Here is a 20,140-nt window from a genome sequence, read left to right on the forward strand (position 1 = left end):
CCTTCTATATAAAAAGCCAGATCTTAGGATCTGGCTTTTTTTATTTGTGGCCATAAAATTCTTAATTCACTAATTCATGCTTAAATAAGGCTTTTCGGCCTTTTCTTTTGCCTTTACTATCATTTCATATACAATAGTAATATGAAGAAAAATATCCTTAAAACTCAACTAGTTACCCTGTTTATCTTAACATTATTTTCATTTGTTTCTTTTTACTTTGGAAATGATCTACCGGATAACTACTTTACGATTACTTCTAATAATTCAGGAAATATTCTTAGCTATTATTTTTTCTCATTGGTTAAGTTTGGCTCTTACTTTAGTGGGCCTTGGATTTTGATTCCTTTCTTCGTTTTTGCTCTATGCCATACATTTATATATGACAGAAGAGAGTATATGGTGGATATCCTCAATTTTTTCCCATTACTTTTCTTTGCTGGAAGTATTTCATTTTTTCTATTTCAAGATGCTCTTGGAATTGGACTACAGTATATTTTCAAAAATTCATTTACTTCGCTTTGGTTAGGTATTTATAGCGGTGTCGCTTTTGGATTATTTCTTTTGGGTACTTTTAGAGGTGGATTTAAAGAGAGTATCATTAAAGTATTTAATTTTACTAAGGCCGCTCCTAAGAAAGTGGTTCAGGCCAAACAAGCTCTCATTGCTCCATTTGAGAAGAAGAAACCTGTTGCGCAAATTGAGCATGATAATAGTCTACGAAAAAGAATGGATAGCATTCTAAAAGACGATAATAAAGATAAGGATGAGACTAAGAAAGAGGGATCTTTATTTGCTTCTCTCAATAAAATTAAACCACAAAATATCTTAAAGTCTAAGACTGTTGTTGAAGAGAAAACTGACAATATTGAACAAGATGATGAGGATATTGAAGAAGCAGTAATTAAGCCACAAATTATGAGACCTTCATTTGATGAATCAAATACAGTCGTTCGTACAGCTCCTGATGTTGAAGAAGAAGATCCTAGTGAGGATGTTGATAGTAACACTCCTAGAGAGCCGCAAGTTAAGAAGATTCTTGTAACTGCTCCGCTTAATCGTATGGCAGATACCTCTAGTGATAACCAATATTTTAATATTGTCGATACTGCTACAGAGGCTACGATTGAGAAGGTTTCGAATGAACCTGATAAGGCGTATTTTGAGCAAATTATTACACTTCTTGAATCTAAGCTTACTGAGTTTAAGATTGAGGGTGAAATTGTTAACGTTTTAAAAGGTCCTGTTGTTGATACTTTTGAATTTAGACCAGGGGCCGGTGTTAAGGTTTCTAAGATTGCAGGATTAGCTGATGATTTATCCTTAGCACTCTATGGAGCACCTATTCGTGTTGTTCCTGCAATGATGGGGAAAGATACTGTCGGTGTTGAAGTCCCAAGAAATCCTCGTGATATCATATATTTAGATGAAGTTTTAAGTTCTAAAGAGTTCCAAAATGCTAAATATTCTCTGCCTATTGCGATGGGGAAGAATGCTTTTGGTGAATCTTTTGTTATCGATTTAGCTACTTGTCCACACATGCTTGTAGCAGGTGCTACAGGTGCAGGTAAGTCGGTATTTATTAATTCACTTCTTGTATCACTTCTAGTTAAGAAGTCTCCTAAGAAGATGAAATTAATTCTTATTGACCCTAAACAACTTGAAATGGCGCTATATGCTAAACTTCCACACTTATTAATGCCTGTTGTAACTGATGCAAAAACTGCTTCAATTGCGCTTTTATGGGCATGTCAGGAAATGGATCGTCGTTACGGAATTCTTGCTGAATTTGGTGTTAGAAATATTTCTGGATTCAATGAAAAACTCAAGAGAGCAACTCCAGAAATGCTTGCTAAGATTCACCATCACTATGAAGATACAACGGCCGAAGATTACGAATTACCATATATCGTTATTATTGTAGACGAGTTTGCTGACCTGGTACTTACTAAGGCCGGTAAAGAAATTGAAAATAATATCGCACGTATTGCAGCTAAAGCACGTGCCGCAGGAATTCACTTAGTTCTAGCAACTCAAAGACCTTCTGTTGATGTTATTACTGGTGTTATCAAGTCTAACTTCCCAACTCGTGTTGCCTTTAGAGTATCTTCAAGAACTGACTCAAGTACTATTCTTGATAAAATTGGGGCTGAGAGACTTCTTGGGAAAGGGGATATGCTTTACAAACACGGTATTAATACTCAGCGTGTTCACTCTTCATATGTAGATGAAGTAGAAATCGAAGCCTTAACTCAAAAACTTGAAGCGCTTGAATCAGGATTCGATGAAAAAGCAATGGAATTTCTTGAGAATGGTGGTGAAGTTGAAACAGATGAATACTCTTATGGTTCACATATCACACCTGCATCTTCATCAAGTTCAGGTGATTCTCTTTATGATGAAGCTGTTAAAGTCGTAATGGAATCTCGCTCGGCGTCAGCTTCTATGCTGCAAAGAAGATTGAGAATTGGTTACAATAGAGCAGCAAATCTTATTGAAGAACTTGAAAAGCGCGGGGTAGTAGGACCTGCTCAGGGCGCTAAGCCGCGTCGCGTTCTTGTTGATGGAAGTTCACCAACTCTATAATTCAAAAGGCCCTTTCTTTCGGTAAGTTAGGGCCAATAATTCCTCTAAAAATATTACAAAAAAATATTGAATCCATAGTGTCATCGTGTTAAAAATGCACCATCGCAATATCGCGAAATAAACTACTGCTCGAAGGTTGGTCCGTTCGGTTCGAGTTAGTGTAATTAACCAACTTAGGAGTTCGTATGTCAGAATTAAACATTAATGATCTTTTAAAAGCAGGTGCACACTTTGGTCACCAGACTCACAAGTGGAACCCAAAAATGAAGCCATATGTATTTGGTGAGAGAAACGGTATCTACATTGTTGACCTTGCTAAAACAATTCCATTAGCAAAAAAAGCTTATGACTTCCTTAAGAAAACTTCTTCTGAAGGTAAGCCAATTCTTTTCGTAGCTACAAAAAGACAAGCTTCAGAAACTGTTAAGAATGCTGCTGCATCTTGTGGTGCATACTACGTAACTAACAGATGGCTAGGTGGGATGCTTACAAACTACAAAACAATCAACCTTTCAATCGATAAACTAAGAAAAGTTGAAAAGATGAAAGAAACAGGTGACTTCGAGTTACTAACTAAGAAAGAAAGAATCAAAGTTGGTAAAGAAGTTGAAAAGCTAGAGAAAAACCTTGGTGGTATCAAGGATATGAGAAAGCTTCCAGGTGCTCTTGTTGTTGTTGATCCAAACAATGAAAGAATTGCTGTAAAAGAAGCTAACAAGCTAGGTATTCCTGTTGTTGCAATCGTTGATACTAACTGTGATCCAGAAGGTGTTGACTACGTTGTTCCAGGTAACGACGATGCAATCAAATCGATCACTCTATTCTCTGATTACTTTGCAGGTGCAATTGCATCAAATGCTGGTAAATCTAAGTCTGCTGGTAACCAAGTTACTGATAAGGCACTAGAAGAAGAAATTCTTTCTAAGTATGAGAACGACATCGATTTAGCTGGTGAAGAAGAATAATTAATAAATAATTAGCGAGGTAAAAAATGGCTATTACGGCAAGTGCTGTTAAGGAATTAAGAGAAAAAACTGGTGCAGGAATGATGGACTGTAAAAAAGCTCTATCAGAGACTAACGGTGATGTGGAAGCGGCAATCGATTTCCTAAGAACTAAAGGTCTTGCAACTGCTGCTAAGAAAGCAAGCCGTGTTGCTGCTGAAGGTACTGTCGTATCTCTAGTAGAAGGGAACGCAGGTGTTATTCTTGAAGTTAACTGTGAAACTGACTTTGTTGCTAAAGGTGATGATTTCCAAGGTTTCGCTAATACAGTTGCTGCATGGACTCTTTCAAATAAGCCAGCTTCTATTGAAGAACTTAAAGAAGCTAAGAACTCTGAATCAACTGAACTTACTATGAAATGTGGTGAGAAAATCGACCTAAGAAGATTTGCTGCAGTTGAAACTACAGGTGTCCTTGGATCGTATAACCACGGTGGAAAAATCGGTGTTCTAGTTGATCTAGCTACTGATAAAGCTGATGCTCCAGAAGTTGCGGAACTTGCAAAAGATATCGCAATGCACGTTGCAGCTGCTGCACCTTCTTTCTTAACTGCTGATGATATCGATGAAGATTACAAAAAGCGTGAAGAAGAAGTTTACCGTGCTCAACTTAAAGAAGAAGGTAAACCTGAAAACATGATCGATCAGATCGTTAAAGGTAAACTTGGTAAGCTAGCAAAAGAAGTATGTCTTCTTGAGCAAGTTTTCATCAAGAACCCAGACTTTACTATCAAGAAGCTTGTTGCTGATGTAGCTGGTAAAGTTGGTGGTGACATTACTGTAACTGCTTTCCACAAAATCAATCTTGGAGAAGGGATTGAGAAGAAAGAAGACAACTTAGCGGAAGAAGTTGCTAAGATGACTCAACAGTAAAATTAATTACTAAATACGAGAAAGGGCTTTTTTAAGCCCTTTTTTTTTGCAATTACAGTGTAGTGTTATTGGGGATTTATGAAATATAAAAGAATTTTATTAAAACTTTCTGGTGAGGCCTTAGCTGGTGAAGCTGGTTATGGTGTAACTCACGATGTTCTTAACCAAATTTCAGAAGAGGTTAAAGAGCTAGTCGCAATGGGTGTTGAAGTTGCGATCGTTGTTGGTGGTGGTAATATTCACCGTGGTGTAGCAGGTGCTACAAGAGGTATGGACCGTACTTCTTCAGATCATATGGGTATGTTGGCGACTGTCATAAATGCGCTTGCTATGCAGGATTCTCTTGAGCAAAAAGGTGTATTTACGAGAGTAATGTCGGCTATTAATATGCAAGAAGTTTGTGAACCTTATATCAGACGTCGCGCAGAGAGACACCTTGAGAAGAAACGTGTTGTTATCTTTGCAGCAGGTACTGGTAATCCTTACTTCACAACAGATACAGCGGCAGCTTTAAGAGCAAATGAAATTGACGCACAGGTAATTTTTAAAGCAACAAAAGTTGACGGAATCTATGATAAAGATCCAATGAAATATGATGACGCAGTTAAGTTTGATCAATTAAAATATATCGACGTATTAAATAAAGGAATTAAAGTAATGGATTCTGCAGCTATCTCACTTTGTATGGATAATGAGATGGAAATTGTGGTATTTAATATGTTTGAAAAAGGTAATATTGCTAAGGCCGTAGCTGGTGAAAGCATTGGAACTAAAGTTATTAAATAATTTATAAGAGGTATATTATGATTAATGAAATTAAATCATCATTAGAAACTGGTATGTCAAAATCAATTGATTCTTTAAAGCATCAATTAACAAAAATCAGAACTGGTCGTGCATCAGCTTCTGTTTTAGATGGTATAACTGTTGATTACTATGGTTCTCCAACTCCTGTTAATCAAGTTGGACAAATTTCAACTCCAGAAGCAAGACTTCTTCAGATTCAACCATTTGATAAAACACTTATCAGTGAAATTGAAAAATCAATTATCAATGCTAACTTAGGTCTAAACCCATCAAACGATGGTAATCTAATTAGAATTGCTTTCCCTGCACTAACTGAGCAAACAAGAAAAGAGCAGGTAAAAGAAATTAAAAAAATTGGTGAAGATAGTAAGATTGCAATTCGTAACGTACGTCGTGATGGAAATGAACTTGTGAAAAAAGCTGAAAAAGCAAAAGAGATTTCTGAAGATGATTCTAAGAAATTTCAAACTGAAATTCAGACTGTAACTGATAAGTATACTAAACAAGTTGATGAAATCATTGCTGCTAAAGAGAAAGAGCTTCTTACTCTTTAATCTTTATTTGAATTAATGATGAACTTTCAAACTTCTAAATTAAAACATGTTGCAATTATAATGGATGGCAATGGGCGCTGGGCACAGAACCGCGCCCATCGTCGTGTATGGGGACATGTGCGTGGAAGTTCTGTTGTTAGTGATGTCGTAGAAAAAGCTGACGACATGGGGATTAAGGCCCTAACACTTTATGCATTCTCTACTGAGAATTGGGGCCGCCCACCTTCTGAAATTAGAACTCTTTTTCTTCTTTTAAAGAAGTTCCTTATTAAAGAAAGAACGAGAGTTTTAAAAAATAATATTAAATTTAATATTATTGGTGATATTTCAAAACTTCCTAAAGATACAATTGAAATTATTAATCGACTAAAAGAAGAGTCGAAAGATAATACAGGATTAAAATTAACTTTTGCTTTTGGCTATGGTGGACGTGCAGAAATTATAAGTGCGGTAAATAAGCTAATTGCTGAAGATATTGAAGTGACTGAGGAGAATATCTCTCAAGCTCTTCATGCCCCTGAGTTAGGTGATGTCGACCTAATGATTAGAACTGGGGGAGATCAAAGAATCTCAAACTTTCTATTATGGCAGATTGCATATGGTGAGCTGTATTTTACAGAAACAATGTGGCCAAATTTCACAAGTAAAGAATTTGAAAATATTATTTATGAAGTTGAAAAACGTGAAAGACGTTTTGGACAAGTTTCTGAGACTGAATCGCTTGCTGCTTCTAAAAATAAGATTAGAAAGAATATTAGATTAATAAATTAAACGGATTTAAAATGACAAATACTCAAAAAAGAGTCCTATCTGCCATTGTAATGATAGGTATCGTCGCATTAGCATATTCTATTGGAGTCATTGGTATTGAAGCATTACTTATCGTTGTAAGTGCTGCTTGCTTTTATGAATTTGCTAAAAACTTTCTGTCCCTTAAAGTTACAGGGATTTTCACACTGATTAATTTTGTTTTCTTACTTGGAATCCAATTCTGGGCGATGAACAATCCTCATGTTTTTGAAGGTTTTTTAATTCCTTCTATTGGCTGTCTTTTAAATCTTGTTCTAATTGGTTACTTGTTCGTTTCTCCTATGGAGTCGATGAATTTTGTTAATTTACTTAAACGAGTTACTATCTTGAGTATGGTGATGTTTTTGATCCCATTTCTTAATCTTCATTCACTTCTTAATCGAAGCAACTGGCAAGCTCTTGTAATTATTCTATTAGTTTTTAACTTTGGGATGGATACGGGCGCATGGTTCTTTGGTAAGAACTTCGGAAAAACGAAATTGTGGGCGGCCGTAAGCCCTAATAAAACTGTTGAGGGCCTAATTGGAGGTGCTGCAACATCAGGATTATTAGGAACTTTAGTTTGGTATTATTTAATAGGCGATTTTGCGGTAAAATATATACTGATCTTTTTTATTTTAGGTATTTTGAGTCAGGTCGGGGATTTGATTCAGTCTAAATTGAAAAGACAAATAGGTGTAAAGGATAGCTCGAATTTAATTCCTGGACACGGAGGAGTTTACGATCGAATCGATAGTCTTCTTTTTGTCATTCCGTTTTACACACTATTGTTGAGTTATAAAATTTTATAAGGGTTAGTATGTTAGAGAAAATAGTTATATTTATTTTATTTTTAGGGCCACTAGTATTTTTTCATGAATTAGGACACTTCTTATTTGCCAGACTTTTTGGAGTAAGAGTTGAAGTTTTTTCAATTGGCTTTGGTCCAAAATTATTTAGATGGAAAAAAGGTGATACAGAGTACGCAATCTCACTAATTCCACTTGGTGGTTACGTTAAGATGTTTGGGGATGACCCATTCAATAAAGATGGTATCTCTGAAGAAGAAAAGAAGTTCTCTTTTATTCATAAAAAGAAATGGCAAAGATTTTGGATCGTATTCGGTGGTCCACTTGCTAACTTCATCCTTGCTTTCTTTATTTTCTTTGCCCTTTTCCTGACAGGAGAAAAAGTTCCAGAAATTAAAATTGGAAATGTAGCGAAAGAAACTCGCTTTTATAAATTAGGTTTTAGAAGTGGTGATATTGTAAATAAAGTAAACGAGCATCTAGTTACTTCTCCTAGCGATATCGTTCTGGAGAGTGATGGGCATATTAGCTCACTAACAGTTGTTCGCCTTGGGAAGAAAGAAGTTGTGAAGGTTGATATGAAACCTGAGCAATTTTTTGAAGAGATGGTTAATTATCCACCTTTCTTACTACTTCCTATCGTCAAATCAGCAGATGGAAATCTGTTTATTGTTTCAAAAGGGAAGGGGCCAAATATTGATTACAGCCTAGAGGAATTAGCAGTTGAGGGTGGTCACTTAGATATTTATCCGATTAAGTCTATTGATAATGAAACTAGTCAGCCAATTTTCGATAAAGATGCTAAACCTGTTACTCACTTAGATGTAACAAATGGTCTTAAGCATGCCCTATTTACTAATAACTATTTCCCAATGGACTTAGTTGTTAAAAGTGTTCAAATGAAGTCTCCTGCAGATAAGGCAGGTCTTTTGGCCGGTGATATTATCACTACGGTCAATGGAAAAGAGGTTAATTCATTTGATGAACTTAGAGGTGAGATTCAGGAAAACGAAGGTCAAGCTTCACTGAAAGTTATCAGAAAAGGTGAGATTAAAGAATTTAATATCACACCTGATGTTAGAACTGAAAATGGAGTGACTGTTAAGCTAATCGGTGTTTACAGCAACGGTATTTATGCTGCCGGGAAGTATGTTACAACTGAACCGATGAATTTCTTTAAGGCAATTCCAAGAAGCTTTTATCGTACTTGGGATGGAGTTGTTAAAACATTTGAAGGCTTTAAAAAGTTAATCACGGCAGAGGTTTCTCTAAAGAATATTGGTGGGCCACTTACAATTGGAAAAGTTGCTTCTGATTCTTTTAATACTTCAATCTCTTATTTTTTCCAGTTGATGGCGCTGATCTCTATCAACCTTGGTGTTATTAATCTTTTCCCAATTCCAGTATTAGATGGTGGGCATATTGTTTTTCTTATTTTAGAAGCGATTAACGGTGGACCACTTTCAAGAAGAAAGTTAGAAATTGCTCAGCAATTTGGACTCTCGATCTTATTACTATTAATGATTGGTGCATTATTTAACGATTTTACGCGATTCTTCTAATGATTTACTTATTTATAGATACATCACATCTTCTGCACTTTGGAATTCTTGATGAGAACTTCTCTTGGATAGAAGATGTTGTTGTTGAAACTAAGAAGACCTCTGAGGTTCTTCATGAAAATATTCACGCTCTACTTTCAAAGAACGGTTTTGATATAAGTCATATTAAAGGTCTTATCTCAATTGCTGGCCCAGGATCTTATACTGGAATGAGGGTCGGGGAAGGCCTTGCTCAAATTTTTGAGTTAGATGATATTGAAGTTTACTCTTTTTACAGTTCAGATATTCCAAGTATTCTTGGAGAGAATTCAACTCATTGGATGTTCCCTGCTTTTAAAAAAGAGTATTATATTCGTACAAATGACAATGAAAAGCTTCTTACACAAGAAGAATTTGAAGCGTTTTGCTCGGGTATTGTGGATAAGTCGATTTTATATACTCATGGAGAAAATGAGCTTTCTGATCGCTGCGAAGGGGATACAAGAGAAGTTCTTCGTAAGAATCCTGCCTCAATCTTTGCTAAAGTTGTAAGTGAGAAAATGAGACAGAGGCCATACTATTTTCGACCTCTTCACGTCGAATTTAAAAAGTCTTAGTATGACATGTCAGTTGAATATTGATAAATTATTAAAGTGAAAATATTTTATCTATCAAAGTCCACAATCAACTTTATTATAGTAGTAGCATTTCTATTATTACTATTATTCGGCTTTTATTTATTCTTATTTTTCTTTGTTATTGTAGGATTATTTCTTTTCTTATTTAGAAGAAAATTGAGCTCATTCAAAGAAGACCAAGTTACAACTCGTGGCTCTATCTATGCGCCTGTAACAGGAAAGGTTATTGGTATTAATAAAATTTCTAATGAAGTTTCAGAGTTATCAATAAGAATGGGACTATTGAGTGGATATGGGATATATTTACCAATTTCAGCGAGAGTAAATAACGTGATCTTCAAAGATAAAGACTTTGGAACAAAAGTTACGTTAGAAGACTCTAATGAGAGAAAGATTAGATTGTATTTTATAAATTCATTTTTTAAACGTGACCCAGAGTTAATTGTACTACCGGGAGACCTAGGAAGAAGGCAAGTTGATATTGGCTTTTATCCATTTGGTGCTACCGTCAAGATGCAAGTTGAAAACTCTGAACTCCTCGTGGCCGTTAATGAAAAGGTTAGGGGTGGAGAAACGATAGTAGGTCGCTACTTAGAAGAATAAAAGGAATTCAAATGACTAGATATGACGGACAACCACATAAACTAACTTTTTTCTTACCTAATATATTTACTGCTTTAAATATGGGCTGCGGTTTCGCATCAATTATCATGGCCATGAAGGGAATGTTTTATCCTGCATGTATGATTCTACTATTAGGTGCAATTTTTGATAGTGTTGATGGGAGAGTTGCACGTTTGACTGGTACTCAGTCTCAATTTGGTGAACAATTTGATTCAATTAGTGATGTCATCTCTTTTGGGATGGCGCCGGCTTTAATTATCTATTTTAAGTTCTTTCAAAACTTAGGTCGTCCGGGAATGGTGATTTCATTCTTATATCTACTTTGTGGTGCTCTAAGACTTGCAAGATTTAATGCTAATATTAATAAGGTTCCATCTAATTATTTCCAAGGTCTTCCAATTCCAGGAGGAGCACTTGCGATTATTGGATTTATAATGGTAACGCTGGAGTTTAACTTTGGTGAGTATCAAAGTTATTACGCTGCTGCATATGTAATTTTCTATTCCCTACTAATGATCTCAAATATTCCGTTTAATTCGTTTAAAAACTCGGATTACGTAAGAAAAAATCGCCGCAAGGTCCTTGCATTAATTCTTCTCATTCTAGTATTAATCCTTATTTACGAGCAACTAATGATTTTTGTGCTGATTACTGCCTATGTTGTTGGATGTTTAGTGTATAATATTTTTAATAAGGATACTAAAGTTGAACTATTCGACTGGGAAGAAAAAGATGAAGAAAGCGAGTCTTAAAAAACTCTTAATTTGTACATTATTAATTGTTAGTGGGAAGAGTTTCTCTGTTGATTTTAATCAACCTCTACCTGGTGAACTAGACTCATCAACTTCTCCTTATGAAAATGATAACGGTACAAGTGAAGAAGAAGATAAGAACTCATTTCCAAATATTTTTGGTTCAACACCTCAGCAGTATACTGAAGAAGAGCTAAAAAATGCAGTAATGAACTCGCAAGATAAAGAGTGGCTAAAAACAGCTACTGATGAAGGTTCAATTCTGATAGACCCAAGTCCGAATTCATATGTTGAGTATAAAACAGAAGACTTATTAAGAGATATGTATCAGAAAGCTGATACTCAAATTGGCTTTACGTATATCTACGATACTTTTGACTACGCTGATAGCACGGGAACTTTTGAGTCGACTTTCCAAAGTGATGACTCAGCGGCTGACTCTGTTCAAGCAGGTTACTTAACATTTAACTATAGAAAATATTTTCAACGAAATATTGTCTCTACTTTCTTTCAAGGAAATCTTGGAGTTTCATTCAACTCTGGAAAAGGAAAGTTTGGAGACGGCTCTCTTTCTCGTACAACGTTTAACCTATGGCTATTTCCAATTGATTTAAACCTTGGGGCAAAATTAAATTTTGGAAAGAAAGTATCAATAACAGCACAAGGTGGAGCTGTGGTTGCTCCAATATGGCAAAACAGAGATGACCGTGAGCAAGGCGATGATGATAAAGATATTCGCCAAGTAGGTTATGGTTATAATGCTTCTGCTTCAATTGATTTTTCAATTTATAATATCTTCCCAAACTTTGGAATGGATCTTAAAAAGTTCAGTGATGTTAGTGATATGAGCATTAGCCTCATGGCCAAAACCATGGATATTTCAGGATTTAAAAGAGAAGACTTTAGCGTAAGTGGAATGTCTTTTGGGATAGGTTTCAACTTTGAGTATCTATAAAGTTACTTTTTCATACGATGGAACTAATTACTTTGGTTGGCAAAAACAAATTGGCCAACAAAGTATTCAAGGTGAGATCGAAAGAGTTTTAAAGCAAATTTCAAAATCGGATGAGTTACAAGTTGTAGGTTGCGGAAGAACAGATACAGGTGTTCACGCTGTCTATCAAGTTACTCGTATAACTCTTGCTATTGATATTGATCCAAAAGCTTTAATGCGTGCATTAAATAGCCAGTTACCAGAGGAAATTAGAGTTATTGACTCCGAATTTGCCCCTGAAGATTTTCAACCAGTATTCAATTCAAAGAGTAAGACATATCGCTATGTATTTTCTCTTAAAAGAGAATCAAATCCGTTTTTGAAAAACTATGTGACCTATCTAGGAAAGCAACTGAGCCTCGATAAGTTAAATGAAGCTTGCCAGCTTTTTATTGGTGAGCATAACTTCGAAGGCTTTTCCACAAAAGGTACTCCCGTAAAGTCGACAGTTAGAAAAGTGACTAGTTGCGCAATAAAAGAGAGTCAAATGAGCTATGGTCCAGGCTTACAAGAAGATGTCCTGATCTTAGAAATCACAGGTAATGGGTTTCTAAAGCAGATGGTTCGTCTGATCGTTTCAAGTATTTGGTCGTACGCTCAAGGCAAGATTTCAAAAGAAGTTATTGTGAAACAATTGACTGAGCCAAGTACTGAAAAGGTCGCTCCGACCGCACCGCCACAGGGCCTATTTTTGGTTAAGGTTGAGTATTAGGCCAATTGAAACCCCTTATATTCATTGACTTTTTGCCATATTCTAGCTAATTTCGGCTATTCATAATGTTAATATTGTCGCATAGCGAAGTGAGGATTTATTCATGACTTATAAAGTAGAACAAGTTAATGACTGCACAAAAAAATTATCTTTTTCATTCGAAAACTTAGATCTAACTGAACAAATTACTGTTGCTCTTAAAGAGAAACAAAAATCAGTTTCAATCAAAGGTTTCAGAAAAGGTAAAGCGCCAATCGCTATGGTTGAGAAACTATACCGTCCACAGGTTGAAGGTGATGCTCTAAATCGTTTCGTTCAAAAGGAATTATTTGAAGCAATTAATAAAGAAGATCTTAAAGTAGTTGGATACCCTAACTTTGAAAATATGGATTACAAAGATGGAAAGTCTGTATCATTTGATGCAGTAGTTGAAATCTTCCCAACTGTTGAGCTTAAAGATTACTCAAAGCTTTCTTTCACAAAAGATGCTGTTGAAGTAACTGAAGAAGATGTTGAAAAAGTACGTAAGAACTACCTAGCTCCAAGAGCAGAAATGGTAGAAGCTGCTGAAGGTACAGCACTAGCTAATGGACTATTCGCAGTTATGAACTTCGAAGGTGAAAAAGCTGATGGTGAAAAACCAGAAAATATGAAAGGTGAAGAGTACCTTCTAGAGATCGGTTCTGGACAATTTATTCCAGGTTTCGAAGATCAAATGGTTGGTATGAAAGCAGGTGAAAAGAAAACTTTAGAAGTTACTTTTCCATCTGAGTACCACGTAGAAGAGCTTAAAGAAGCAAATGTTAAGTTCCACGTTGAACTTCTAGAAATTAAAGAAAGAAAACTTCCAGATTTTACTGACGAAGTAGCTAAAGAATTAGGATTTGAATCAGTTGAAGATTTCAAAGTAAAAACAAAAGAAAACCTAACTAAGCAAAATGAAAGACAAGCAGCTGAAAAGTTAAACCAAGAAATTCTTGAAAAACTAATCTCTGAAAATAGCTTTGATGTTCCAACTACTATGGTTGCTCAACAAAAAGAACACCTAAAGAACGACCTTGCTAACAACCTTAAGCAACAAGGTTTCACTGAAGATATGCTAGGTGAGTACTTTGAGAAGTGGGCAGGTGACTTAGATGAAAAAGCTCTTTTCCAAGTTAAGTCTGGTCTAATCCTTGATCACCTTGCAAGCAAGTTTGAAGTTGAATCAACAGATGCTGACTTTGATGCAAAAATCGAAGAAAGTGCAAGCCTTTCAGGTCTAACTGCTGACCAAGTAAAAGAATTCTACACAAGAGATGAGCGTATGAAAGCAAACCTTATGTATGCTATCCGTGAAGAAAAAACTTTTGCAAAACTTCACTCAGAATTAAAAATTAAATAATACCTTTGGGCCCGCTTTTAGCGGGCCTTTTAGTTCCGTCTTCAAATTTTTATAAATTCTAATATAATTAATCATATTTATTATAGGAGAGTTTATGAAATATCTTAGTTTCTTATTTGTTTTATCTACCTTAGTAAGTTGTGCTCAACTTGATTACAATATTCCAACTTCTCGTATGGATGGACCTGAGACAACAGGTGGACTAGGACAATTTGATGTCGCAATAGGGGTCGCTAGTGGTTATGATGTTGATCTAGCAGAAGGCTATGATTTTATAATTAGCGGAACAACAACTGATGAGTCTGTAAGTGGACCTGAGCCATTACTTACCTTCAAAGGGAATGTTGGACTCTTGCCAAGACTAGATATTGGCCTACAAACTTATCCTGATACTTCTGACCTATTAAAAGTAAAATATCAATTTATTGGTGGAGATAGAAAGACAGTTGGTTTAAAGATGTCTGTGCAAGGAGAGTTTGGTTTTGGTTATCATGAAGATGGATCTTTAAATACTGATTCAACGGTATATACAACAGATTTAAAGGCCAAGTCTCTAGGAGCTTCGTTAAATATTGGTTACCGTGTGAATCCATCGATGCTATTTTACTTAAATACAATATTTATGGAATATAAAGTTGATGGAGTTCTTAAAGATGGTGCGACGGTTTCTTATGATGGACAACAGTCTCCAGAAGTTATCTTAGTTCTACCTGGAGTACGATTTGATTTCGATAGTGCGTATGTTCAAGTGGAGACAGGCTATTCATTTTTAAACTCTTCTTATGAAGATAGAAATTCTGATGATTTCACATATGGTCTAAGTTTAGGTTATACGTTTTAAATAAAGAAAAAGCCGCTGAGAGCGGCTTTTTTTATTCTTGAATTTCATTCATTTCATATATTACGTCGTATTTCTTACCAGTAAAATCTGTCTTCACAATATTTTCACCTTCACAGAAAAAATTTGATGCAGATGCCTTGTATCTTTTCTTTGTATTTGCATCCATTGCATTTAAAGCTAGGTCTACTTTACGACATTCCTTATTTCCTACAATTACTTTTGATACACTTTCAATGTCCATATAGCTTGAACAATAGTAATCAAGGTGAGGAGCGTCTTTTTCAGAAGTTGTGCTGTTAAATCTAATACTATCTAAGTTAGATACACCTCTCATAAGAGTGCGACCAAACTTACTAATATCTTCATTTTTATCGTGGAACTGTTTATAGTCACCTTCAATAACATTAGAATAGAATTTTCCAGTAGCATAACCAGCTTTAATAAACTTTTTACCACTTTTGATTTGCTCTTGTTTTGCAACTCTTAGCATTTCAAAACATTTGTTAAAACTATATCTTTCAGCTTCTTTTACAGAGCCACTCCCTCCACCGCTTAAGATAGACGCCAGTCCATTTCTTAAGTTATTTGACTGAGATGGTGATAGGTTTAAATTCGCAGTTAGGTTATCAAATAGATCTGCTTGGGCCGTAGCGCTTGTCAGTAAAATAGCTGTAAGTAGTAGTCGTTTCATAGGTATTCCTCTTCTCATTTAAAGTGTGATCACAGGAATATTAACGAAAAATGCTGCTCAAATGGTCAAATTTGGAAAATTTACTAGGGGTGTATAGATAATACTCAAGCCCCTAAGGGCTTGAAATTATTAATTATTTTTGAATTTGTGCCTTCATTAGGCGCTCGATTTGTACTCTGTGATCACAGACGATCCAGTCATTTCCAGCACCTCTACCCATTGGAGCATACTTGTCTTGGTCTATACGGCCTTGATCTAGAAGTTCGTCTTCAACATGAACTCTAACGACTTCACCTGTTACAAATGTTCCAGTTCCTGGCACATCACCGTAGCTTAAAGTATCTCTGAGTTTACATTCAAAATGGATTGGAGATTCTTTCATTCTCTTTGGTGTAACAACTTCAGAATCTAGCTCTGTCAGCTTTGCGAAATCAAATTCAGATTCACCATGAGGTAATTCAGTTGAACATAGATTTACTTTTTCATAATTATGTTGAGTTACAAAATTTACGACAAATTCTTTTTGACGAAGAATATTTTTAAGAGTGTCTTTTTGTTCCCCATCGCTTGAACGAATCATTGGAGTGAAGCCTATGATCATTGGATTTGCACTTACCACAGTAAAGAATGAGAAGGGTGCAATATTACTTGTACCATCTTCATTTACAGTTGAAACAACTGCAATCGGTCTTGGAACGACTGATCCTATTAGTAGTTTGTAGTTATCTTTAAAGTCTTGTTTTGTTGTATCAAAAATTGCCATAATTACATCCAGCTTTTCCAGTAGTCTTTGTTTTCATTTTCTTCAAACCATTTAGTTGGTTTTAAAGGATAGCGAGTATCAACCATGACAGCGTACTCATCCGTGTATAATTTGTCTTCACCTGCTTCAAAGGCTTTTGGGTGTGGCCCATGGTGAACACCTTGAGGGTGGAATGTTAAAGCACCTGCATCGATATTATCGCGAGAGAAGAAGTTTCCTTGGTGATAGAAAAGTACTTCGTCAAAATCAATATTTGAATGATAGAAAGGAACTTTTAAAACTTTATGTTTCTTATCCTCAAGAGGTCTTTCAACAAATGAGCAAACAACAAAGTTCTTTGCTACGAACGTTGTGTGTCCCGATGGAGGAACATGGTAGCGATGACTCATAATAGGGCAGATATCATAAATAGAAATCTTCCATGGGTAGACAGATCCCTTCCATCCTTTTGCAGTAAGTGGGTTAAATGGATAGGTGATTGTTGTAATCTCTCCAAGCCTTTTTACTCTAACTTTATACTCCGGCCAATCTTGATCAGAGCCCAGAGCTGCTTCTGGAGTGAACTTTGCTGTTTGGTCATAGAGAGCGTTAGGGCCTAGAAGTCCACGAGATGGTTCTTCAAATTCAGATCGAGATTCAACTTGAAAGAACTTGGCAGCTTGAGAGATTTTAATTGTATATGTTGTTCCACGAGGGATGACAATATAGTCACCTTTAACAAATGGAACATAACCATAGATTGTTTCAAAAGTACCGCTACCTTCGTGAACAAAGTAGAGCTCATCAAAGTCGGCATTTCTTAAGAAATAATCAAGTGACTTTGTTAAATGGCCAAGACTTAGTTCACAATCATTATTTGTTAGGATTGCACGAAAATCATCTTGTAGGTCTTTATGACTAAAAAGTGAAGGAAGATTTTTTGGTTTTAAATCACCCGAAATATCAGTCCAGTTAACTGGAGGTTGAGTATGATAGAGTTGACTTACACGACCAAAGAAACCATTACGTCCGTGTTCTTCTTCGTATAAACCTTCTGGAATATCAACATGAGCTTGCTTTGTGTATACACCACTTGCTTTAAAGCTTTCCATTTTATTATCCGTTGCCATTACTTAGTACCTCTTTTTGGTCCTATTTTATTAGTTAGCTTTCCAATACCTTCAACTTCAAGAGTGATTTCATCACCTGGTTTTAGCCAGCGATCGATCTCTAGACCACAACCAGTACCAACTGTTCCTGAACCGAAAAGATCCCCTGATAATACCCATTCATCTTGAGAGACGTGAGCTATCATTTGTGCCCAAGTATAGTGAGAATCACCAGAAAAACCTTCTGACCATTTTTCACCATTTACAGTTGCAGTCATTTTAAGATTTGGTTCTTTAAAATCAAACTCATCAAATGTTGTAATAACTGGTCCAATTACTGAACAGAAGTCTTTTCCTTTTGCAGGGCCTAGACGTACGGCCATTTCTTTCTTTTGAATATCACGAGCTGAAATATCATTTAGAATTGTGAATCCAAAAATGTGATCTTTTGCATCTTCTTCGCGAATATTGATACCATCTTTAGCAATGACCATTCCTAGCTCTAATTCGTAATCAAGAATGTTAGTGTAATGTGGCCATAAGACTTCTTGGTTGTGTCCAATAAATCCATGAGTCGGTCCTTTATAGTATGCAGGAATTTCATACCATGCTTCAGGAATTGCCTCGTTTCTTTTTTTGAATCCAGCCGCTACATGTTTTTCATGTGCATAGAAGTCGCGATAGTTAGGGATTTTATCTATTGGTGTTTTTAAATTAATTTCATCAGACTTAAATGCAATTGGAGTCCCATCTTTAAGAGTTAGATCTCCAACTTTTTCTAAGAATAAATATAGTCCGTAACATTCACCAAGAAAGTCGATAGGATCATCTTTTGTTTGAAGAATTTGTAAAAGGGAAGGAGGGCAAGTGTGATTTGCTCTTTGCCAAAAGTTAAAATATCCTTCTCTTTCATAGTCACATGCCCAAACGTTATTTGGATCAATAACTAGTCCATTATCTAATAAAATACCTAGTCTTGGTTCTGGACGATGAGTTCCATGATTTACATATTGGCAGATTTTCATGCTAAATCCTTTCTGAATCTTTTATTATATGCAGGAAGAATACGATCGAAAGCTTCATAGAAGTGATACATTTCATCCTTTGTTCCTATACTAATACGTACATATTCAGGCATTTCATTTGCAACTAGCTTTCTAATGATAACGCCTTCGTTTAAAAGTTCCTCAAACATGAAGTCACTAGCTTCACTACTTCCTGTTTTAAATGTAACAAAGTTTGTTACAGATTTAATTGGATTGAAGTCTCTATTAGTTAAGTATTCCATTAGTTCGTCATAACGCTTTCGATTATTTCTAAGCGTACGTTCAAGATGTGGACGATCTTCGAGAGCTCCAACGGCACCAAGTTGTCCGATAAGATTTGGCTCAAATGGAAGTTTTACTTTTGTTAAGTATCCAATAAGTTCCGGGTGTCCAAAGCCATATCCAACTCGAATACCAGATAGGCCATAAGCTTTAGAAAAAGTTCTAAGAGTTAGAACATTATCATAGCGATAGTTCATAGAATCTGGATAATCATCTTGTTCTTGGGCAAATTCAAAATATGCCTCATCTAGAATAACAAGAACGTGAGAAGGAACGTACTTCATAAGGTAGTCGAACTCTTCTTTTGTAATATATGTACCTGTTGGATTATTTGGATTTGCAATATAGATAACTTTTGTCTTCTCAGTAATATTATCTGCAAGAGCTTTTACATCAAAGCGATAATCTTTAGTAAGAGGAACTTTGTTAAGCTTTGCTCCAACACTTCGAGCTAGAATATAGAAACCAATGAACGTGTTGTCACAAGTTAAGACCTCATCTTCAGGCTTAAGAAATGCACGAGCAATATATGCCATGATTCCTTCAGATCCATTTCCTAAGATAATATTCTCAAGTTTAAGATCATACATTTCAGCTAGCTTAGACTTTAGTGCATAAGCATGCATATCTGGATAGCGATGTAGATCCCAAAGACCACGAGTCATTTCACGAATTGCAAAAGGTGATGGCCCTAGTGGGTTTTCATTCGAAGCTAGTTTTGAAACTTTTGTCAGTCCCTTTTCTCTAACAACTTCATCAATTGGTTTACCGGCCTGGTATACTTGTAGCTTTTTTAAGTACTCTGGTACGAGATCTTTATGATGCATCACTCTTCCTGTTTCATATTTTAGTTAAATTAAATTTGAGAAATTCTATCGTTTTTATGGCCGATTGAATAGTTTTGGTCGTTGCATCATGTATATAGGGCCGAGATGAATTAGACTTACTGTATTATGAGTAATTATCACTTTGGACAATTTACAACTGAACACCTCGAGCTTATTCAAGAGGGACTTAACTTATTTAATACTGGTCATTACTGGATGTGTCATGAGGTTGTCGAAGACCTGTGGATGGATGCAATGGGAGACAATGCGCGTTATGTGTATTGGGTTGTTATTCAACTGGCCACTGCACTATATCATCATGAGGATGACAATCTTAATGGAGCAAGTGGGATGGTCAATAAGGCCAAAGGTAAAATTGACTTCATTGAAAAAAATCATGTGGAGTCGGATATAATGGATAGATACTTAGACTGGCAAAATTTAAAAAGTATTGTGAAGGCCATTCCGCAAAAGCCTACTTTAAATGACTTTTCAAAGTTAAAAACTTTTAAATTTCCAGTTCAAAATTAAATGGAGTA

Annotated in this window: 21 protein-coding genes; 16 read left to right on the forward strand and 5 right to left on the reverse strand. The window is 35.7% G+C overall.

Going from position 1 to position 20,140, the window contains the following annotated elements; translation table 11 throughout:
• Positions 1-141: 141 nt before the first annotated feature.
• The 15 genes from C0Z22_RS06635 to C0Z22_RS06705 all read left to right on the forward strand — a co-directional run bounded on the left by C0Z22_RS06635 (position 142) and on the right by C0Z22_RS06705 (position 14,904).
• Positions 142-2,583 carry a DNA translocase FtsK gene (locus tag C0Z22_RS06635; protein ID WP_103217578.1) on the forward strand — a complete coding sequence of 814 codons (2,442 nt, stop codon included), beginning with the start codon at positions 142-144 and terminating at the stop codon, positions 2,581-2,583.
• Positions 2,584-2,768: 185 nt separating this feature from the next.
• Positions 2,769-3,548 carry a 30S ribosomal protein S2 gene (gene rpsB / locus C0Z22_RS06640; protein WP_103217579.1) on the forward strand — a complete coding sequence of 260 codons (780 nt, stop codon included), beginning with the start codon at positions 2,769-2,771 and terminating at the stop codon, positions 3,546-3,548.
• 26 nt (positions 3,549-3,574) lie between these two features.
• Positions 3,575-4,459: a translation elongation factor Ts gene (gene tsf / locus C0Z22_RS06645; RefSeq protein ID WP_103217580.1), complete on the forward strand. Its 885-nt coding sequence runs from the start codon at positions 3,575-3,577 to the stop codon at positions 4,457-4,459.
• 78 nt (positions 4,460-4,537) lie between these two features.
• Positions 4,538-5,245 carry a UMP kinase gene (gene pyrH, locus C0Z22_RS06650; RefSeq protein ID WP_021268728.1) on the forward strand — a complete coding sequence of 236 codons (708 nt, stop codon included), beginning with the start codon at positions 4,538-4,540 and terminating at the stop codon, positions 5,243-5,245.
• 17 nt (positions 5,246-5,262) lie between these two features.
• A complete protein-coding gene (gene frr / locus C0Z22_RS06655; protein WP_103217581.1) occupies positions 5,263-5,820 on the forward strand; it encodes a ribosome recycling factor in 558 nt (185 codons plus the stop codon).
• A gap of 18 nt (positions 5,821-5,838) precedes the next feature.
• Complete coding sequence (gene uppS / locus C0Z22_RS06660; RefSeq protein WP_103217989.1) at positions 5,839-6,591, forward strand: polyprenyl diphosphate synthase; 753 nt, start codon at positions 5,839-5,841, stop codon at positions 6,589-6,591.
• 11 nt (positions 6,592-6,602) lie between these two features.
• Positions 6,603-7,421 (forward strand): phosphatidate cytidylyltransferase, encoded by an 819-nt coding sequence (locus tag C0Z22_RS06665; RefSeq protein ID WP_103217582.1) that lies wholly within the window; start codon positions 6,603-6,605, stop codon positions 7,419-7,421.
• A gap of 8 nt (positions 7,422-7,429) precedes the next feature.
• Positions 7,430-8,980 carry an RIP metalloprotease RseP gene (rseP, locus tag C0Z22_RS06670; RefSeq protein WP_103217583.1) on the forward strand — a complete coding sequence of 517 codons (1,551 nt, stop codon included), beginning with the start codon at positions 7,430-7,432 and terminating at the stop codon, positions 8,978-8,980.
• The gene (locus C0Z22_RS06675) at positions 8,980-9,576 is read left to right on the forward strand and encodes a hypothetical protein (protein WP_103217584.1); all 597 of its coding nucleotides are present in this window, start codon (positions 8,980-8,982) and stop codon (positions 9,574-9,576) included. Before rseP ends, C0Z22_RS06675 begins: the two co-directional genes overlap by 1 nt.
• Positions 9,577-9,753: 177 nt before the next feature.
• Entirely contained in the window at positions 9,754-10,200 is a 447-nt protein-coding gene (locus C0Z22_RS06680) for a hypothetical protein (protein ID WP_103217585.1), read from the forward strand.
• An 11-nt stretch (positions 10,201-10,211) separates the two neighbouring features.
• Positions 10,212-10,973 (forward strand): CDP-diacylglycerol--serine O-phosphatidyltransferase, encoded by a 762-nt coding sequence (gene pssA / locus C0Z22_RS06685; protein ID WP_103217586.1) that lies wholly within the window; start codon positions 10,212-10,214, stop codon positions 10,971-10,973.
• Positions 10,954-11,928, forward strand: a complete 975-nt coding sequence (locus tag C0Z22_RS06690; RefSeq protein ID WP_103217587.1) for a hypothetical protein — start codon at positions 10,954-10,956, stop codon at positions 11,926-11,928. The genes pssA and C0Z22_RS06690 overlap by 20 nt, the downstream gene beginning before the upstream one ends.
• Entirely contained in the window at positions 11,915-12,679 is a 765-nt protein-coding gene (gene truA / locus C0Z22_RS06695) for a tRNA pseudouridine(38-40) synthase TruA (protein WP_103217588.1), read from the forward strand. The genes C0Z22_RS06690 and truA overlap by 14 nt, the downstream gene beginning before the upstream one ends.
• 103 nt (positions 12,680-12,782) lie before the next feature.
• Positions 12,783-14,063: a trigger factor gene (tig, locus tag C0Z22_RS06700; RefSeq protein WP_103217589.1), complete on the forward strand. Its 1,281-nt coding sequence runs from the start codon at positions 12,783-12,785 to the stop codon at positions 14,061-14,063.
• A 94-nt stretch (positions 14,064-14,157) separates the two neighbouring features.
• Positions 14,158-14,904 carry a hypothetical protein gene (locus tag C0Z22_RS06705; RefSeq protein ID WP_103217590.1) on the forward strand — a complete coding sequence of 249 codons (747 nt, stop codon included), beginning with the start codon at positions 14,158-14,160 and terminating at the stop codon, positions 14,902-14,904.
• Between the two features lie 31 nt (positions 14,905-14,935).
• On the opposite strand, the gene C0Z22_RS06710 is transcribed toward C0Z22_RS06705, so the two are convergent.
• The 5 genes from C0Z22_RS06710 to hisC form a co-directional block, all read right to left on the reverse strand.
• The gene (locus tag C0Z22_RS06710; protein ID WP_103217591.1) at positions 14,936-15,595 is read right to left on the reverse strand and encodes a hypothetical protein; all 660 of its coding nucleotides are present in this window, start codon (positions 15,593-15,595) and stop codon (positions 14,936-14,938) included.
• A gap of 133 nt (positions 15,596-15,728) precedes the next feature.
• Positions 15,729-16,358, reverse strand: a complete 630-nt coding sequence (locus tag C0Z22_RS06715; protein WP_103217592.1) for a flavin reductase family protein — start codon at positions 16,356-16,358, stop codon at positions 15,729-15,731.
• Positions 16,359-16,360: 2 nt separating this feature from the next.
• Entirely contained in the window at positions 16,361-17,449 is a 1,089-nt protein-coding gene (locus C0Z22_RS06720) for a homogentisate 1,2-dioxygenase (RefSeq protein ID WP_103217990.1), read from the reverse strand.
• Positions 17,450-17,466: 17 nt separating this feature from the next.
• Positions 17,467-18,471, reverse strand: a complete 1,005-nt coding sequence (locus C0Z22_RS06725; protein ID WP_103217593.1) for a fumarylacetoacetate hydrolase family protein — start codon at positions 18,469-18,471, stop codon at positions 17,467-17,469.
• Entirely contained in the window at positions 18,468-19,601 is a 1,134-nt protein-coding gene (gene hisC, locus C0Z22_RS06730) for a histidinol-phosphate transaminase (protein ID WP_103217594.1), read from the reverse strand. The genes C0Z22_RS06725 and hisC overlap by 4 nt, the downstream gene beginning before the upstream one ends.
• Before the next feature lie 126 nt (positions 19,602-19,727).
• Here hisC and C0Z22_RS06735 point away from each other — a divergent pair, with 126 nt between their 5' ends.
• On the forward strand, positions 19,728-20,132 hold the full coding sequence (locus tag C0Z22_RS06735) for a DUF309 domain-containing protein (protein WP_103217595.1): 405 nt from the start codon (positions 19,728-19,730) through the stop codon (positions 20,130-20,132).
• Positions 20,133-20,140 lie beyond the last annotated feature (8 nt).

It is taken from the genome of Halobacteriovorax sp. DA5 (assembly GCF_002903145.1).
Classification (GTDB): Bacteria; Bdellovibrionota; Bacteriovoracia; order Bacteriovoracales; family Bacteriovoracaceae; genus Halobacteriovorax_A.

Coding starts and splice junctions, on each gene's coding strand:
- C0Z22_RS06635 (WP_103217578.1), top strand. CDS start 142: ATGAAGAAAAATATCCTTAAAACTCAACTAGTTACCCTGTTTATCTTA.
- rpsB (WP_103217579.1), top strand. CDS start 2,769: ATGTCAGAATTAAACATTAATGATCTTTTAAAAGCAGGTGCACACTTT.
- tsf (WP_103217580.1), top strand. CDS start 3,575: ATGGCTATTACGGCAAGTGCTGTTAAGGAATTAAGAGAAAAAACTGGT.
- pyrH (WP_021268728.1), top strand. CDS start 4,538: ATGAAATATAAAAGAATTTTATTAAAACTTTCTGGTGAGGCCTTAGCT.
- frr (WP_103217581.1), top strand. CDS start 5,263: ATGATTAATGAAATTAAATCATCATTAGAAACTGGTATGTCAAAATCA.
- uppS (WP_103217989.1), top strand. CDS start 5,839: ATGAACTTTCAAACTTCTAAATTAAAACATGTTGCAATTATAATGGAT.
- C0Z22_RS06665 (WP_103217582.1), top strand. CDS start 6,603: ATGACAAATACTCAAAAAAGAGTCCTATCTGCCATTGTAATGATAGGT.
- rseP (WP_103217583.1), top strand. CDS start 7,430: ATGTTAGAGAAAATAGTTATATTTATTTTATTTTTAGGGCCACTAGTA.
- C0Z22_RS06675 (WP_103217584.1), top strand. CDS start 8,980: ATGATTTACTTATTTATAGATACATCACATCTTCTGCACTTTGGAATT.
- pssA (WP_103217586.1), top strand. CDS start 10,212: ATGACTAGATATGACGGACAACCACATAAACTAACTTTTTTCTTACCT.
- C0Z22_RS06690 (WP_103217587.1), top strand. CDS start 10,954: ATGAAGAAAGCGAGTCTTAAAAAACTCTTAATTTGTACATTATTAATT.
- tig (WP_103217589.1), top strand. CDS start 12,783: ATGACTTATAAAGTAGAACAAGTTAATGACTGCACAAAAAAATTATCT.
- C0Z22_RS06705 (WP_103217590.1), top strand. CDS start 14,158: ATGAAATATCTTAGTTTCTTATTTGTTTTATCTACCTTAGTAAGTTGT.
- C0Z22_RS06710 (WP_103217591.1), bottom strand. CDS start 15,595: ATGAAACGACTACTACTTACAGCTATTTTACTGACAAGCGCTACGGCC.
- C0Z22_RS06715 (WP_103217592.1), bottom strand. CDS start 16,358: ATGGCAATTTTTGATACAACAAAACAAGACTTTAAAGATAACTACAAA.
- C0Z22_RS06720 (WP_103217990.1), bottom strand. CDS start 17,449: ATGGAAAGCTTTAAAGCAAGTGGTGTATACACAAAGCAAGCTCATGTT.
- C0Z22_RS06725 (WP_103217593.1), bottom strand. CDS start 18,471: ATGAAAATCTGCCAATATGTAAATCATGGAACTCATCGTCCAGAACCA.
- hisC (WP_103217594.1), bottom strand. CDS start 19,601: ATGCATCATAAAGATCTCGTACCAGAGTACTTAAAAAAGCTACAAGTA.
- C0Z22_RS06735 (WP_103217595.1), top strand. CDS start 19,728: ATGAGTAATTATCACTTTGGACAATTTACAACTGAACACCTCGAGCTT.